Source organism: Mycobacterium sp. C31M, assembly GCF_053345865.1.
Window position 1 is genome coordinate 18330 of record NZ_JBKFAX010000033.1, and the last position, 16388, is coordinate 34717.

At 67.4% G+C, this 16388-nt stretch carries 17 protein-coding genes and 1 pseudogene; 3 read left to right on the forward strand and 15 right to left on the reverse strand.

Going from position 1 to position 16388, the window contains the following annotated elements; all coding sequences use genetic code 11:
- The 5 genes from ACLBYA_RS31075 to rpsB form a co-directional block, all read right to left on the reverse strand.
- Positions 1-510: an FtsX-like permease family protein gene (locus ACLBYA_RS31075; RefSeq protein WP_447713343.1), complete on the reverse strand. Its 510-nt coding sequence runs from the start codon at positions 508-510 to the stop codon at positions 1-3.
- A 58-nt stretch (positions 511-568) separates the two neighbouring features.
- Positions 569-1732 carry an FtsX-like permease family protein gene (locus ACLBYA_RS31080; protein WP_447713328.1) on the reverse strand — a complete coding sequence of 388 codons (1164 nt, stop codon included), beginning with the start codon at positions 1730-1732 and terminating at the stop codon, positions 569-571.
- A gap of 118 nt (positions 1733-1850) precedes the next feature.
- On the reverse strand, positions 1851-3245 hold the full coding sequence (locus tag ACLBYA_RS31085) for an amidase (protein ID WP_447713329.1): 1395 nt from the start codon (positions 3243-3245) through the stop codon (positions 1851-1853).
- Positions 3246-3337: 92 nt separating this feature from the next.
- Positions 3338-4153 carry a translation elongation factor Ts gene (tsf, locus tag ACLBYA_RS31090; RefSeq protein WP_447713330.1) on the reverse strand — a complete coding sequence of 272 codons (816 nt, stop codon included), beginning with the start codon at positions 4151-4153 and terminating at the stop codon, positions 3338-3340.
- A gap of 20 nt (positions 4154-4173) precedes the next feature.
- Entirely contained in the window at positions 4174-5004 is an 831-nt protein-coding gene (gene rpsB / locus ACLBYA_RS31095; RefSeq protein WP_447713331.1) for a 30S ribosomal protein S2, read from the reverse strand.
- A 300-nt stretch (positions 5005-5304) separates the two neighbouring features.
- Here rpsB and ACLBYA_RS31100 point away from each other — a divergent pair, with 300 nt between their 5' ends.
- On the forward strand, positions 5305-5799 hold the full coding sequence (locus tag ACLBYA_RS31100; RefSeq protein ID WP_447713332.1) for a M23 family metallopeptidase: 495 nt from the start codon (positions 5305-5307) through the stop codon (positions 5797-5799).
- A 52-nt stretch (positions 5800-5851) separates the two neighbouring features.
- Here the strand turns inward: ACLBYA_RS31100 and ACLBYA_RS31105 are convergent, their stop codons facing one another.
- The 9 genes from ACLBYA_RS31105 to ACLBYA_RS31145 all read right to left on the reverse strand — a co-directional run bounded on the left by ACLBYA_RS31105 (position 5852) and on the right by ACLBYA_RS31145 (position 14752).
- Positions 5852-6739: a tyrosine recombinase XerC gene (locus ACLBYA_RS31105; protein WP_447713333.1), complete on the reverse strand. Its 888-nt coding sequence runs from the start codon at positions 6737-6739 to the stop codon at positions 5852-5854.
- A gap of 31 nt (positions 6740-6770) precedes the next feature.
- Complete coding sequence (locus ACLBYA_RS31110) at positions 6771-7931, reverse strand: lactate 2-monooxygenase (protein WP_447713334.1); 1161 nt, start codon at positions 7929-7931, stop codon at positions 6771-6773.
- A 4-nt stretch (positions 7932-7935) separates the two neighbouring features.
- Positions 7936-8784: a siderophore-interacting protein gene (locus ACLBYA_RS31115; RefSeq protein WP_447713335.1), complete on the reverse strand. Its 849-nt coding sequence runs from the start codon at positions 8782-8784 to the stop codon at positions 7936-7938.
- Between the two features lie 135 nt (positions 8785-8919).
- A complete protein-coding gene (locus ACLBYA_RS31120) occupies positions 8920-10227 on the reverse strand; it encodes an NtaA/DmoA family FMN-dependent monooxygenase (protein ID WP_447713344.1) in 1308 nt (435 codons plus the stop codon).
- A gap of 88 nt (positions 10228-10315) precedes the next feature.
- Complete coding sequence (gene dprA, locus ACLBYA_RS31125; RefSeq protein WP_447713336.1) at positions 10316-11437, reverse strand: DNA-processing protein DprA; 1122 nt, start codon at positions 11435-11437, stop codon at positions 10316-10318.
- Positions 11434-12945 (reverse strand): YifB family Mg chelatase-like AAA ATPase, encoded by a 1512-nt coding sequence (locus tag ACLBYA_RS31130; RefSeq protein WP_447713337.1) that lies wholly within the window; start codon positions 12943-12945, stop codon positions 11434-11436. The genes dprA and ACLBYA_RS31130 overlap by 4 nt, the downstream gene beginning before the upstream one ends.
- Positions 12945-13313 carry a YraN family protein gene (locus tag ACLBYA_RS31135; RefSeq protein WP_447713338.1) on the reverse strand — a complete coding sequence of 123 codons (369 nt, stop codon included), beginning with the start codon at positions 13311-13313 and terminating at the stop codon, positions 12945-12947. Before ACLBYA_RS31135 ends, ACLBYA_RS31130 begins: the two co-directional genes overlap by 1 nt.
- 104 nt (positions 13314-13417) lie before the next feature.
- A complete protein-coding gene (locus tag ACLBYA_RS31140) occupies positions 13418-13915 on the reverse strand; it encodes a GAF domain-containing protein (protein ID WP_447713339.1) in 498 nt (165 codons plus the stop codon).
- A 45-nt stretch (positions 13916-13960) separates the two neighbouring features.
- A complete protein-coding gene (locus tag ACLBYA_RS31145) occupies positions 13961-14752 on the reverse strand; it encodes a DUF1206 domain-containing protein (protein WP_447713340.1) in 792 nt (263 codons plus the stop codon).
- A gap of 220 nt (positions 14753-14972) precedes the next feature.
- Here ACLBYA_RS31145 and ACLBYA_RS31150 point away from each other — a divergent pair, with 220 nt between their 5' ends.
- Positions 14973-15854 carry an alpha/beta fold hydrolase gene (locus ACLBYA_RS31150; RefSeq protein WP_447713341.1) on the forward strand — a complete coding sequence of 294 codons (882 nt, stop codon included), beginning with the start codon at positions 14973-14975 and terminating at the stop codon, positions 15852-15854.
- Here ACLBYA_RS31150 and ACLBYA_RS31155 read toward each other — a convergent pair.
- Positions 15847-16203: a hypothetical protein gene (locus ACLBYA_RS31155; RefSeq protein WP_447713342.1), complete on the reverse strand. Its 357-nt coding sequence runs from the start codon at positions 16201-16203 to the stop codon at positions 15847-15849. The genes ACLBYA_RS31150 and ACLBYA_RS31155 overlap by 8 nt on opposite strands.
- Positions 16204-16289: 86 nt before the next feature.
- Between ACLBYA_RS31155 and ACLBYA_RS31160 the strand changes: the two are divergent.
- Positions 16290-16388, forward strand: a pseudogene (locus tag ACLBYA_RS31160) (superoxide dismutase); the annotation flags it as partial.

Below are 16388 nucleotides of genomic sequence, written 5' to 3' on the forward strand. Positions count from 1 at the left end.
TTATCCTCCGCTGCTCAGTGATCGGATCGGGGGCCGCGAGGCGGCATTCCAACTGGGGACGATGCTGGTGGCCAGGGCCGCGACGATGCTGACGAGCACCGCGATGGCCGCCCCTGCGGCCAGCCCGGCCGGGTCGACACCGGTCGGCGCGAGTCCGACGACACCCAGCACGGCGCCCGCGACCGCAGCCAGTGCCGCGCCACCGACCGCACCGAGGACGGCGGCCAGCACGGGTTCGACCAGAAGCGCGGCGACCACCGGACCACGACGAATTCCGTTGGCGCCCAGCACGCCCAGTTCACGGGTGCGGGTGGCCACGGTGCGGGTGGTGGCGACGGCCACCTCGACCACACCGACCAGCAGGACGGTCACCGCGATCAGCACGACCGCCGCACCGATCTCGTCGGCGTTGCCCAGCGCCGCCGACTGGGCGCGGATGCCCTCGGACATGCCGAAGACGATGACCACCAGGAAGGCACCGGTGGCGGTGGTGACGGCGGGCAGGATCATCTCGCGCAGCCGGCGCCGTGCCGAAAGCCAGCCGTAGCTCAGACCGTATTTCAACGTTTCACCTCTGTACCAGGAGGTCAACAGGACGCTGCTGCAATAGTCGGTGCACCGGCACCAGCGCACCGACGATGGCCATGGCGGGGATGAATGCGGCGACCATCCCGGCCGCCTGCGCCCACGCGGTCAGCGTGGCGATCTGCGGAATCACCAGGGCCACTGCGGCTCCCGCACCCAGCACGCCGACGATATAGGCGGTCAGGAAGACTATGCCCGATTCGACCAGGAAGAAGTACAGCACCTCGTCGGCCAATCCGATGCTGCTCATGATGCCGAACTCGCGCTTGCGCTCGGCGACCGCCGCCAGGAAGGAGGACACCGCGATGACAAACCCGAGGATCAGACCGATGGTCGAGATGACCCCGAGCGTGGAACTGGTGACCTTGCCGGAGAACAGCGCGGAGAACTTCTGGTCGAAGGTGAGCGGTCCCGATCCGCCGACCGTGTCGTAGACCAGGCCGGGGCCGGTTGGCTCGGGTTGCACCGACGGATCGGCCGTCGCCGGCAGGCCGGTGGCGGCGCCGAACTCCCTGGCCAGGTCACGTCTGTGTTCCTCACCGGGCGGGGCCGATACCGTCCACCAGCCGTTCTCGCCGACCAGCGATCGGGCCAGATCGGTTGACACGGTGATGGATTGACCTGTTCCGTCGATGGCGGCGGTGAGCGGTTGCCCGGCGATGTCGATCACGGCACCACCGGTGATGCCCAGCCGGTCGGCCACCGCCGCACCGACCTCGACCTGGCCGGCGGCAACGGTGTCGGCACCGCGCAGCGATACGATAGCGCCGTCGACGGTGGTCGTCCCCGACAATGTGCGCACCGCGGTCCACCCGGTCGGCGCGGCGAAGGTCGGTGCGGGACCGTCGGCGATCAGTGCCTCGGCATCGGGGTCGAAGTGCACACCGGCGGCAGGGACCACCCACAGCTGGGCGTCGTCGAGGACATCGGTGACCGAATCGGCGCCGGTGATGGCGAAACTCGCCGATATGGTGCGCACGACGGTGACACAGGCGATCGCCAGCGCGATACCGAGGACAGCGAGCACAAAGCGTTCCGGGCGTCGCCGGATGTTCGCGACCGCGAATCGGACAAGGCACCCGAAGGTGTTTCCCGATGTGCGGGCGATCTCCGGTGACCGAACGATTGTGGGTGCGAGGGGCTCCACGCAGAGAATGTTGGGCGCACCGTGTTTCGTCGAACGCGACTTCTCGTATCGGCAGCGTTACGTGGCTCCGTTTGCGATTACAACAATATGTCTTGGCCGCAACGGATTTCGTCGAGTTTCAGCCCTGTATTTGGGCGAAGGGACTGACCATTTCGAGTTCGAAGGCCAATTCCAGCAGCGTACGTTCGTTACCCTGGGTCGCCGCGAACATTGCACCGATCGGCAGGCCGTCGGCGGATTGGCTGAGCGGCAACGAGATTGCCGGGTCTCCGGTGGCATTGGCCAGCGGCGTGAACGCGACCCAGTCGACGAGGCGGTCGATGATCTGCTGGTAGTCAGCGGTCGGATCGAGATGCCCGATCCGCGGAGTGGCCTCGGCCAGGGTCGGGGTGAGCACCACATCGTAGGTCTGCGCCATCCGCGCGGTGATCCGCCGGGTGCGGGCGAGCCGGGTGATGGCCAGCGGCATGCGGTGCAGGTTGCGCCCGGCCAGCCGCTCCAGCCCGAGGGTGAGGTTGTCGAGCTTGGTGCGGTCGAAGCTCGGCCCGTAGGTTCGCTTGCCACCGCGCACCAGCGCGAAGGCCAGCAGCGACCAGTACAGCAGGAAGTCGTCCATGAACGAGGCCGGGATCGGATTGTCGATCGGGGTCACCCGGTGACCGAGGCCCTCCAACAGTGCAGCGGTCTTGAGGGTGGCTTCCCGGACCTCCGAACTGGCCTCCCGGGCAATCGATTCCGTGGTCATCGCGATGTGCAACCGACGCGTTGCCGGGCCGGTGACGTCACCGATCGCCGGCAGCTTGGGATTGCGCCACAGCAGTTCGGCCTCCCGGTAGAACGCCGCGGTGTCGCGGACCGACCGGGTCACCACGCCGTTGGCGACGATTCGCAACGGCATCTGGCGCATCTGCGCATCCAGCGGCAACCGGCCGCGTGACGGTTTCAGACCGACCAGGCCGTTGCAGGCGGCGGGGATGCGGATGGACCCGCCGCCGTCGTTGGCATGCGCGATGGGGACGACACCCGCGGCGACGAACGCGCCCGAGCCCGAGGAGCTGGCGCCGGCGGTGTGATCGGTATGCCATGGATTGCGCACCGCGCCGAGGCGCGGATGTTCGGCCGAGGCGCTGAAGCCGAACTCGGACAGTTGCGTCTTGCCGAGCGCCACCAGGCCGGTCCCCAGGTAGGCGCGGGCGAAGTCACCGTCGGCGGATGCCGGACGCGGTGTCCAGGCATCCGTGCCGTCCATCATCGGCATCCCCGCGACGTCGGAATTGTCCTTGACGAAGGTCGGCACGCCGGCGAAGAACCCGCCCCGTGGCCGCGCCTTGCGCGCCCGTTCGAATGCCGCGTAGGCCACCGCATTGAGGGTCGGGTCGACCGCCTCGGCACGGGCGATGGCGGCGTCGATCACCTCGGCACGCGATACCGTGCCCGCTTTGAGCGCAGCGACCAGCCCGACCGCGTCGAGATCACCGAGTGCGTCGTCACCGAAGGCGTGGATGCGTGCCATGAGCCGACGGTACCAGTCCGTACCAGGAGGGTCGTGAAAAGCAGAAAACCCCGCGCCACCGAGGTGGCGCGGGGTTTTCTGACGGTCTGTGCCTAGGCCTGGCCGACCTCGAAGCGGACGAACCGGGTCACGGTCACGCCTGCCTCGTCGAGCAGCGCCTTGACCGTCTTCTTGTTGTCGGACACCGACGGCTGATCCAGCAGCACGACATCCTTGTAGAAGCCGGTCACGCGACCCTCCACGATCTTGGGCAGCGCCTGCTCGGGCTTGCCCTCGGCCTTGGCGGTCTCCTCGGCGATCCGACGCTCGTTGGCGACGATGTCCTCCGGCACGTCCTCACGGGTGAGGTACTTGGCCTTCAGCGCGGCGATCTGCAGCGCCACGGAGTGCGCCGCACTCTTGTCATCACCGGTGAACTCGACCAACACACCCACGGCCGGGGGCAGATCCGCGGCGCGCTTGTGCAGGTAGGCCGAGACCTGACCGTCGAAGTAGGTGGCGCGACGCAGCACGAGCTTCTCGCCGATCTTGGCCGACAGGTCGGCAACGGCCTGCTCGACGGTCGAGTCACCCAGCTTGGCGGCATTGAGCGCCTCGACGTCGCCGGCCTTGGCCTCCAGAGCAGCGGCCACGATCGCGTCGGCCAGCGCCTGGAACTCCGCGTTCTTGGCAACGAAGTCGGTCTCCGAGTTGAGCTCGATGAGCACGCCGTCCTTGGCGGCCACCAGGCCCTCGGCGGTAGCGCGCTCGGCGCGCTTGCCGACGTCCTTGGCGCCCTTGATGCGCAGCAGCTCGACGGCCTTGTCGAAATCGCCGTCCGATTCGGCCAGCGCGTTCTTGCAGTCCATCATTCCGGCGCCGGTCAGCTCCCGCAGGCGCTTGACGTCGGCAGCGGTGTAGTTAGCCATAAAGCTTTCTCCTGGAAGATTTAGGAAGCGTCGGTGGTGGTCTCGGTGGTCGCAGCGCCGTCGGCGGTGCCGGTGGTGGCACCCGCCAGCAGTTCCTGCTCCCACTCGGCCAGCGGCTCGGCAGCCACCCCATCCTGGCCGGCCGCCTCGGTCTTGCCGGCACCGGAGCGGGCCTGCAGACCCTCGGCAACCGCGGAGGCGATCACCTTGGTCAGCAGCGCGGCCGAACGGATCGCGTCGTCGTTACCCGGGATCGGGTAATCGACCAGGTCGGGATCGCAGTTGGTGTCCAGGATCGCGAGGACCGGGATGTTCAGCTTGCGCGCCTCGGCAACGGCGAGGTGCTCCTTGTTGGTGTCGACGACCCAGATGGCCGAGGGCACCTTCTGCATGTCCCGGATACCGCCGAGGCTGCGCTCCAGCTTGTTCTTCTCACGCGTGAGCATGAGGATTTCCTTCTTGGTGCGCCCCTCGAAGCCACCGGTCTGCTCCATGGCCTCGAGCTCCTTGAGGCGCTGCAGACGCTTGTGCACAGTGGAGAAGTTGGTGAGCATGCCACCCAGCCAGCGCTGGTTCACGAACGGCATGCCGACCCGGGTCGCCTCGTCGGCGATGGACTCCTGAGCCTGCTTTTTGGTACCGACGAACATGATGGAACCGCCGTGCGCGACGGTCTCCTTCACGAACTCGTAGGCCTTGTCGATGTAGGTCAGCGTCTGCTGCAGATCGATGATGTAGATGCCGTTGCGGTCGGTGAAGATGAACCGCTTCATCTTGGGGTTCCAACGACGGGTCTGATGCCCGAAATGGGTGCCGCTGTCGAGCAGCTGCTTCATGGTCACGACGGCCATGGTTATGCCTCACTGGTGTTCGGTTGATGCCCGACATCGGTTGATGCCCGGCCCTGGCGACTGCTGCTGCCGGACCCGTCCGGTCTCCCGGTCGGGACCGCCCGGCATGCTGGTGCGACCCTGTGTAACGAGGTCGCGGTGCAGACGCGCGAAGTCAGCCCACGGATGTGAGCTGCGGGGGAAAGTTTACACCGTTGGAACCTGTGCTTTTACCACCCGAGTTGTGCACAGTCGCCGGTTTGTCCACAGCCCGGCCGGCGCGGGGTTGAAGTGTCGACATCGGCCCGCTGAACTGGGTGGATGCGGTTCGTCGTGGTGTCGGTGGTGTTGGCGCTGCTCGTCGCGGGCCCGGTCGGGGCCGATCCCGGGCGGCTGCGGTGGCCGCTGGCACCCGATCCGGCGGTGACCCGGGTCTTCGATGCACCGCGACCGAACTGGCAGTCCGGGCATCGAGGGGTGGATCTGGCCGGAGCGCCGGGTCAGCCGGTTTACGCAGCAGCCCACGGTGTGGTGGTGTTCGCCGGCGAACTCGCCGGCCGGCCGCTGGTATCGGTGCAGCACCCCGGCGGACTGCGCACCACTTATGAACCGGTGCGCGCGACGGTGCGGGCCGGGCAGCGGGTGACGGCCGGGACAGCCCTGGGGGTGTTGCAGCCCGGGCATGCCGGCTGCCCGGTGGCCGCGTGCCTGCACTGGGGCGCCATGTGGGGCCCGGCGGCGCGGGCCGACTATGTCGACCCGCTGGGCCTGCTGGCCTCGACTCCGATCGTGCTCAAGCCGCTGTCCCCTTCGTGATTTCGGCGCGCTTCCGTACGGTGACCGTACGTTTCCGCGCCGAAATCACAGGTCAAGCCCGGGGATGGGCCTGATCGTGCACGGCGCGCAGCCGGGCCACGCTGACATGTGTGTAGAGCTGAGTGGTCGCCAGCGTCGAGTGGCCCAGCAGTTCCTGGACTACCCGCAGATCGGCGCCGCCCTCGAGCAGATGGGTGGCCGCGCTGTGCCGCAGGCCGTGCGGGCCGATATCGGGTGCGCCCTCCACCGCGGCCATCGTCTGATGCACCACGGTGCGGGCCTGCCGCTGATCCAGGCGGCCGCCGCGGGCGCCCAGCAGCAGCGCGGGTCCCGACCCCGGACCGACCACGGCCGGCCGCCCCGCGGACAGCCACGCCTGCAGCGCCTGCTCGGCCGGTTCGCCGAACGGCACGGTGCGCTGCTTGTTGCCCTTGCCCAGCACCCGCAGCACGCGGCGTGCCATGTCGACATCGTCGATGTCCAGCCCACACAGCTCGCTGACACGGATACCGGTCGCGTACAGCAGCTCGACGATCGCGCGGTCCCGCAGTGCCATCGGATCACCTTGTTGCGCACCGGAATCCAGCGCATCCATGGCATCGAGCGCCTGATCGGCCCGCAGCACCGACGGCAACACCCGGTGCGATTTCGGGGTCTGCAGGCGCACGGCCGGATCGGTGGCGAGCAGTCCGCGGTGCAGCGCCCACGCGGTGAAGGTCTTGACCGCCGAGGTCCGTCGCGCCAGCGTACTGCGGGCGGCTCCGGCGCCGGATTGCGCGGCCAGCCAGGACCGCAATCTCGGCAAGGTCAGCGAGTCCAGCCCGCCACCGGTGAACTCGAACAGCGCACGCAGATCGCCGAGGTAGGCGCGTCGGGTGTGCGCCGAGCGGCCACGCTGCAGCGCAAGGTATTCGTCGAACTCCTCGAGAAGGGCTTGCACTCCCCTACCGTCGCAGATGCCGCCGGGCTGTCTAGCTGACGCGCCGCAGTGTGTCCGGGGTGAGATCGGCCAGGCTCGGGTAGCCGTCGATCGCCATGATCAGGTCGGCCTCGGCCAGCAGTGACCGCAGCACGTGCACCACCCCATCGGTGCCACCGAGGGCAAGACCGTAGACGTAGGGCCGGCCGACACCCACCGCGGAGGCACCCAGCGCCAGTGCCTTCACGATGTCGGCGCCGCTGCGGACACCCGAGTCGAACAGCACTGGCAGCCCGTCGGCCGCGGCGACCACCTCGGGCAGGCAGTCCAGGGCGGGCAGCCCGCCGTTGGCCTGCCGCCCGCCGTGGTTGGAGCAGTAGATGCCGTCGACGCCCACATCGCGCGAACGTCGCACATCGTCGGGATGCTGAATGCCCTTCACCAGCAGCGGCAGCTCGGTCTGCGACCGCAGCCACGCCAGGTCCTCCCAGGTCACCGGCTGTCCGAAGGTGCTCACCCACTTCAGGATCGCGGCCTGCGGGTTCTCCTCAGGAGACTGCGCCAAGCTCGCGCGGAACACCGGGTCGCTGGTGTAGTTGGACAGGCACTTGCCGCGCAGTTGCGGAAAGTTCGACGTGCTCAGATCACGCGGTCGCCACCCCGGAACCCAGGTGTCCAAGGTGACGATGATCGCCTTGTACCCGGCCTTCTCGGCGCGGGCGATCAGGCTGGCCGCCAACTCGCGGTCCTTGGGTGTGTAGAGCTGGAAGAAGCCGGGGGTGTCGCCGAATTCGGCGGCGACATCCTCCAATGGGTCGGCGGTCAGGGTCGACACCGTCATCGGCACTCCGGTCCTGGCGGCCGCGCGGGCGGCCGCAAGGTCGCCGTGGCCGTCCTGACTGCAGATACCGGTGACACCGATCGGCGCCATGAACACCGGTGAGGGCAACGTCAGGCCGAACAGTTCGACCTGGAGGTCACGCTCGGTGGCCCCCACACCCATCCGTGGGATCAGGCCCCAGTGTTCGAAGACGCTGACATTGACGCGCTGGGTGCGTTCATCGCCGGCCCCGCCCGCCACGTAGGACCACACCGAAGGTGACATTGCGGACTGTGCGCGCTCCTCGAGTTCGGAGAAGGCCATCGGCAACGACGGCACCACCCCCGCGAGTCCCTGTAGGTAGATCTCCAGTTGGTAGTCGCCGTATGCCATGGGGTCAGTCTGGCTGGCCCGCCTCGGCCTTGGCCAGTTCCGACTTCCATTCCCGGAAGGTCTCCTCGGTGCGGCCGCGTCGCCAGTACCCGGAGATCGACGCCCACTTGGCGTCCACGCCGCGCTCTTTGCGCAGGTAGGGACGCAGGTTGTGCATGACGGCCTGGGCTTCGCCATGCACGAACACCTGGACCTGCCCGGGCAGCCACTGGGCTCCCTTGACCGCGGCGACGATCGGCGCGTGATCCCCGGCATTGCTGTCGGCGACCAGGTCGGCGCGGCCGCCGCGGTGGATCCAGTGCACCTCGACACCTTCGGGCGACGTGAGCGTCACTTCGTCGTCGGGTCCGGCCACCTCGATGAAGGCCTTGCCGATTGCGTTGGGCGGCAAGGCTTCCAGCGCGGCGCTGATGGCAGGCAGCCCCGACTCGTCACCGGCCAGTAGATGCCAGTCCGCAGCGGGATCGGGGGCGTATGCGCCGCCGGGACCCATCAGGTACACGGGTTGCCCGGGTTCGGCGGCAGCCGCCCACGGCCCGGCCACGCCGTGATCACCGTGCACGACGAAGTCGATCGCGATCTGCCGCTTGGCGTCGTCGATGCTGCGCACGGTGTAGGTGCGCACGGTGGGCCGCTTGTTCGGGGGCAGCTCGTCGAAGCTGTCCAGGGTGAGCGGGTGCGGCAGCGCGACGATGTCGACATCGGCGTCGACGATCACGATCTTGACGTAGGAGTCGGTGTACGCACCGGGTGTGAAGGTGTCGAACCCGACACCGCCGAGAACCAGTCGGATCATGTGCGGTGCCAGCTGTTCCTTGCTGATCACCTCGAATGTGTGAATTGGTCGACCCATCGTGTTACCTCGCAATATCTTTAGCTGATCTCGTGACCACTGTACGAGCCTCGCTGCGCCCACGGTCCGCTACCGCGGCCTCGGCTCCGTGACCGGCGTTACCGCCCGGTGCGCACAGGAACCGCTCTTCGATTTTCAGAACGCTCGCAGGTTGTCCTTGAACAGCCGGTGCTCGTACTCGGTGCGGGTGAGCCCGCGGCGCTGCAGTTCGGGGACCAGACCATCCACGATCTCGATCACATACTTTCGGGTCAGCCGCATCCCGGGGGCGGTGATCAGGAATCCGTCACCGCCCACCTCGGCCATCAACGCCTCCAGCCGATCGGCCACCGTCGCCGGCGTCCCGACCAGCGCATCCTCCTGGGACAGGTAGGCCGTGGTCAACTGCCGCAGCGTCTTGCCGCTGCCGCGCTGCAGGAAGGCCTCCAAGGTTCCCCGCTCGCCGTTGGTCGAGAGGTCGTCGGGCAGGGGTTTGTCGAAATCGAACTTGGTGAAATCGATCTCGACGATCGCCGCGAGGTGCGCCAGGGTCTTCTCGATGTAGAAGTCACTCTGCACAATTCGTTCCAGCTTGGCCTGCGCCTCGACGTCGGTATCGGCCACGTGCGGGGTGATCAGGAACAACACCTTGATATCGTCCGGGTTGCGTCCGTAATCGACGGCGCGCTTACGGATGTCGTCGCGGTAGGCGATCATCGACGCCGCATCGGCGGCTGTTCCCACCACCGTGTCGGCGTATCGCGCCGCGAAGTCCTTGCCCTGCGGCGAACCGCCGGCCTGCGCCAGCACCGGATGTCCTTGCGGGGCGGGAACTGTGTTGAGCGGCCCGCGGCTGCGGTAGTACTCACCCTCGAAGTTGATGGTCCGCACCTTCGTGTGATCGGCGTAGGTACCGCTGTCACGGTCCTTGATCACCGCGTCGGGGTCCCACGAGTCCCACAGCTGCCGGACCAGGTCGACGTACTCGTGGGCGCGGGCATACCGCTCGTCATGCCGCGGCAGCTGGTCGAGACCGAAGTTCTGCGCCGAGCGATCCTCGGCCGAGGTGACCATATTCCAGCCGAGCCGTCCGCCGGTGAGGTGGTCCAACGTGCTGCACAGCCTGGCCAGCAGGTACGGCGGATAGAACGTCGAGGACAGAGTGACAACCAGCCCCAGCCGGTCGGTCACGTGGCCGAGCAGCGGAATCAGCGGTGCCGGATCATGTTTGGGCGAGTGCAAGGCGTGCTTGAGTTCACGCTCATAGGTGCCACCGTAGGCGTCAGAGACCATGAGCTTGTCTTCGAGCAGCAGATAGTCGAATCTCGCCCGCTCCAGATGCTGCGCCAACTCCATGTAGAAGTCGCCCGACCAGTCCTTCCCTCCGGTGGAACCCCACGGGTCGTTCCATGCGTCGATACAGAAGTTCGCGAACCAACCCAGATGGAATTTGTCGGCATCCACCACTTTTCGAGCCTTCCTGATCACGTGTATGCGGACTCAATACTGGTGTGCCGCACGCCGGGCTGCAGTCCGAGCGCATGCCGTCCGTTCAGGTCCGCACGATCCGCCACCGTCCGTCGCGGCGCTCGACATGCCCGCCGATCTCCAGCAGGGCCAGCGGACCGAAGACCTGCTCGGCCGGGATCCCGGCATCGACCGCGATCTGTTCCACACTGCGCAGACCACGCGCGGGCAGCGCCTCGTACACCAGGCTCTCCTCCGCGGAAAGGTCGTCGAGCGGTGTCCGCGGATGCTCCGGTTCGTCAGCGAGTTCGCCTATCCTGCCGACGATCTCGATGATCTCCTCGGCGCGGCTGACCAGGTGGTTGTCCCGGCGTTTCAGCAGCACGTGGCAGCCGGCCGAGGCCGCCGAGGTGATCGGCCCGGGCACCGCGCACACCGGGCGCCCCATCACGGTGGCCCAGGACGCGGTGTTGGCCGCACCACTGCGCAGACCCGCCTCCACCACGACCGTCGCGCGGCCCAGTGCGGCGACCAACCGGTTGCGGGTCAGGAACCGGTACCGGGTCGGGCGCTCCCCCGGCGGATACTCGCTGACCAACAGCCCGCTGGTGGAGATCCGGTGCAGCAGCGAGGAATGCCCCGCGGGATACAACACGTCGATACCGGAGGCCAGCACCGCGGCGGTGATACCGTCCACGCCGAGGGTGGCCCGGTGCGCTGCGCCGTCGATACCGTAGGCGCCGCCGGAGATCACCGCGGCATCCCGTTCGGCCAGGCCGGCCGCCAGATCCGCCGCGACGTACTCGCCGTAAGCGGTGCAGGCACGAGTGCCCACAATGGACGCCGACCGCGACGCCACCTCGTCGAGCAGCGCCGGGCCCACCGCCCACAGCACCATGGGCAGTGTGCCCCGTTTCGCCACGTTCGCCGATCCGAACACACCGAAGGCCAGGTGCGGCCATTCGGGATCTCCGGCGGTGATCAGTCGGCCACCGCGGCGGTCGAGGATCTCCAGATCCTCTGCTGCACGGTCGATCTCCCGGCGCGCCGAGACTTTCCCGGTGAGGGTGCCGTGTTCCCGGCCGGCGCAGATCATGGCCGCCGCCTCGACCGGTCCGTGCTGCGTGACGACGGCGGCGAGTTCCGGGCACGGCGGCTCAGCCACTCGCGACAGGTAGGCCCACGCCCTGCGCTCCTCGTCGATCATCGGACACCGCCCTGGCGGAAGCTCAGCGCCGTGGCGACATGGTCCGGCGTCGGCGAGGTCACACCGGCCAGGTCGGCGATCGACCACGCGATCCGCAAGGTGCGGTCCGCTCCGCGGAGATTGAGTTGCCCCTTGTCGACCGCCGAACGCAGCAGGGTCATGCTGGCCTTGCTCGGGCGGAAGGTATTGCGCAGCGCCGGACCCGGCACCTCGGCGTTGGTCCGCACACCGAGTCGTTGCCACCGTTCGGTGGCCGCCGCCCTGGCCGCTGCCACCCGTGCACGGACCGCGGCGGTCGGTTCACCCGCCTCGTGGGTGAAGGCACCGGACCGGATCGGGTGCATCTCCACCTTCAGATCGACCCGGTCCATCAACGGTCCCGACAACTTGCCCAGGTACCGCCGCTTGGCGTTCGGATTGCACAGGCAGTCCGCCGGATTCGTCGGCGCGCACGGGCACGGATTGGCGGCCATCACCAACTGAAAGCGTGCCGGGTACCGGGCCACACCGTCGCGGCGGGCGAGCCGGATCTCACCGTCTTCCAACGGGGTTCGCAAGGCCTCCAGCACCTGCGTCCCGATTTCGGCGCACTCGTCGAGGAACAGCACACCGCGATGAGCCCGGCTGACCGCTCCGGGGCGGGCGATCCCGGTCCCACCGCCCACCATCGCGGCCACCGTCGAGGAGTGGTGCGGCGCGATGAACGGCGCTCGGGTGATCAGCGGAGTGTCCGGCGCCAGCGTGCCGGCGATCGAATGGATCGCGGTGACCTCGATCGACTCGTCCTCGGTCAGCACCGGCAGCAGCCCCGGCAACCGTTGCGCCAACATGGTTTTCCCGATCCCGGGCGGCCCGGTGAACAATAGATGATGCGCCCCCGCCGCGGCGATCTCCACCGCCATCCGCGCCTCGGTCTGCCCGATCAGATCGGCGAGATCCAAACTCTGCGGCAACGCACCGGCATCGACATCCTCGATCCGTGCCGTCAACCGCCCCTTCTCCTCGAACCAGGACTGCATTTGCCGCAGGGTCTGCACACCCCAGACCTCGATACCGTCGACCAGACTGGCCTCGGCCAGATTCGCCAACGGCACCACCACGGTCGGCCAGCCATCCCGCTTGGCGGCCAGCACCGCAGGCAGCACCCCGTTGACCGGCCGCACCCGGCCATCGAGCGCCAACTCACCGAGCAGCACCGTCGTCTCCAACCGCGGCCACTGCTTCTTCAGATGCGCCGACAGCACCGCCGAGGCCAGCGCCAAGTCATACAACGACCCACCCTTGGGCAGCGTCGCCGGTGACAGCGCCAACGTCAGCCGGGATTCGGGCCAACTGTTGTCACAGTTGGTGATCGCCGCCCGCACACGATTGCGCGCCTCCTGTAGCGCAGTGTCCGGCAGCCCGACCAGGTGCACTCCGGGCAGTCCACTGGTGATATCGGCCTCGATCTCCACCGTGATCCCGTCCAACCCGCGGATCGCCACCGCGAACGCCCGCCCGAGCGCCATCAGCCGACCGCCTGCACGTGGCGCAGCTGCGGCTCCCGGGTAAGCCCGAACCGCACCCCGATCACATCGAGGCGCACCCCTGCGCGCCGCCCTGGGTGCGCGGCCAACCACAACCCCACCAGCCGGCGCAACCGCCGCACCTTGTCCGGAGTCACGGCGTAGGCGACGCCACCGAACTGATCAGACGTGCGCGCCTTCACCTCGACGAAGACCACGGTGTTCGTCACCGGGTCCAAAGCGATGACGTCCAACTCGCCGTAACGGCACCGCCAATTGCGTTCCAGCACCTTCATGCCGAGCGATTCGAGGTGCTCGACGGCCACCTGCTCGCCGCGTGCCCCGATCTCGGCGCGTGTCCACGTTTCCATGGCCCTACCGTCCCGCCGTCCCCGGACATGACAGCACCGGCAGACGGCAGAAACCGCTAGTTGTGCACAATCACCGATTCATCCACAAGGGCGGCGGCGACGAGCTATCCCAGCGCGTCCTTGTCGGTGGCGACCACCTTCTCCACCTCGGCACGCACCCGCTCCAACTCGGCCGTCTCCTCGGCGGTGTACTCACGCGCCGAATCGTCGAGCACACAGACCGTCCCGACCACCCGACCGTCGGCGTCATGCACTGCCACACCGAGGTAGTTGTGCAGGCCGAACTCGGTCTCGTCCTCGTTGCCGGAGAACGTGTCGTCCAAGCGCGAATCCTGAACGTAGAGCGCCTCATCGGTATCGACGACCCGTTCGCAGTACAGCGGGATCCGGTTGGCATCCTCGCCGGCCTTCTTGCCGGCCGCGCCCACGGTGTAGTGCTTGGTCGCCTCGCCGGCGGTCGCGGCAACCACCATGGAATCCGGTTCGGAACGCATCACCAGCACCGACTTGACGCCGAGGCGGGCGGCGAGCTCCTCAAGCTGCGGCGCGATGCCGGACAGCGCGGGCGTGGAATCGGTCTGGAACGGCTCAGCGGGGGTCATGGCCGCGATTATGGTCACGCTCAGCCCGCTCCACAACCGTTGCGCTCACATACGCGAATACCTGGTCAACGCAATGCTGTACAAGCCGTATGCCGCAAAACCCACCGCCGAGGCCAGCAACGACGCCTGGCCATATTCGGTCTCCCCCAATGCCCGCACCGCGGCATCCAGTCCCGTCGCGCGCGCCGGATCCTGCAGGAACGACGCCGCGATCACCGAGATGCCGGCCGCGAACAATACGATGCCCTCCGCGACATGACCGACAAGCCCGAGCGCGGTCATCACCTGTCCACCCGGCACCGTGAGGTCACCCAGGAACTTGCGCGAGGCACCCTTGTAGATGAAATAGCCGCCGAACGCCGCGACCGCCACCCCGACGGCGACCAGCACAGCTTTGCCGCCACCGGTCTGCATCAGCCGGGCACTGAGCCCCGCCGCCCGCTCCGTGCCCTGCCGGCCCACGCCCAGCGCGAACTGCACCGCCGCAAACGCCAGGGCGAGGTATACGACGGCCAGCCCGAGCGCCTTCAACCGGTTCACCAGCGGCGTGTCGCGCTTGTCGGCGTGGGCGCTCTCACCGGGATGCAGACCGAGGACCACCTCGGCCAGCCGCCACATCGACAGCGCGAACAGACCGAATGCCACCACCCACAACGACATCGACCCGCCGCGCTGCCCGGCGAGGACCGCCAAGGCGCCCGTCTGATCGGCCTCGCCCCGGAAGCCGAATGCGATACGCGCGATGATGTAGGCGATCAACAGGTGCAGCACACCACTCACCGGATACCCGATACGAGCGATCCCCTCGACGGTGCGGCTTTCGGTCGCGCGGTTCACCGCACCCTTGAATGCCCGCCAGCCATCGCCAGGTCGAGCACCGAGCACGTCTACCCGCCTCCACGAATTCGAACGGACACTTCCGCTCAACGCTATAGGCTCGGTCGCCGCGACCGGTTCATTTCCTGCCTCGACTGCGATGTTCCCCAGGTAGACCACTCCCGCTCGACGGACTCATCGCTCGCGATGAATTCCTCTCTGCTCGCAGGTCTGTACAGATATGACCGACCGAATCACGATCCTGGAGAATGCCGCCGCGCAGGTCGATGGGTTCGCATCGAGCAACGTCGATGTCGACGGCTTGAAAATGCATTGCATGCGCGGCGGCACCGGACCCGCGATGATCTTGCTGCACGGGTTCCCACAGGACTGGTACGAATGGCGCACGGTGATGCCGCAATTGGCGATAAGCCATACCGTGGTGGCCGTCGACCTGCGCGGGGCAGGCTTGTCTGATGCGCCCGAAAATGGCTATGCGGCAGACCAACTCGCCGAGGATGTCCGCAACCTGGCCCGACGACTGGATGTGGGCCCGGCCCGCATCGTCGGCCACGATATCGGCGGTTGGGTGGCCTATGCGTATGCCCGCCGGTTCCCGGACGACACAACCGACGCCACAGTCATGGAGACGCTGATCCCCGGCACGACTCGCTTCGCCGACCCGCAACTCGAGGTCGCGCTCTGGCACGGTGAGTTCCACATGGTCCCCGGCCTGGCCGAGACGCTGGTGATCGACCGCCAGGAAACGTATTTCCGCTACTTCTTCGATATCGGCACCCGTGGGGACGACGTCATCTCCGACACCGACCTGCGGCACTACGTCGCAGCCTACGGCGATCTCCCGCACCTCAAAGCCGCTTTCGAGACCTATCGCGCTGTGCCCGAGAATATCTCATCGAACCAGAACAGACGCGAGCGCATCGACGTTCCGCTGACTCTGATCGGCGGCGAGCATGTCTTCGGTCCCGCGCTACCCGACACCGCTGCCGAACTGCGCTCCGACTTCGGTTGGACCGATGTCGAGGTGCAGATCATCCCCGATGGACAGCATTACCTCACCGAGGAACGCGCCGGCGACGTCGCTACGCTGCTGCTCAGCTGATGCCTGCGGTCTTGTCGAGCCGCTGCAGCAGGTCGTGTGCCGCCAGTTCCACCTTCTTGTGCCGCCATTCCGCCGCCCGGTACACGCAGGCGATCAACCCGCTACGGTGCACACGCCGAAAGTCGCCGTACACGAACGCATATCGGGCCTTGGTCTCCTCGGTGGCGCCCTCGGTCAGGCCGAGGTGCCAGCGTGCGTAGTCGTCCCAGGAGTGCTTGTCCAGGTAGTCGTTCTGCGCATCCGCGTGTGGCTGCACATCACCCCAATCGCTGTCCAGCACGTACTGCCGTTTGTCGATCAACTCCGCGGCCCACTTCAGCGCCACCGGATTGACGTCGTATTTGGCCATGCACCGATGGTGACGTAGATGACCCTTGACCTCAATGCCCGTTGAGGTTCTAGCGTGGCAGCGGTAACAACAGAAAGGACAGCACAGTGGCTGAATACACGCTGCCAGAACTCGATTACGACTATGGCGCGCTGGAGCCCCACATTTCCGGCCAGATCAACGAACTGCACCACAGCAAGCACCAC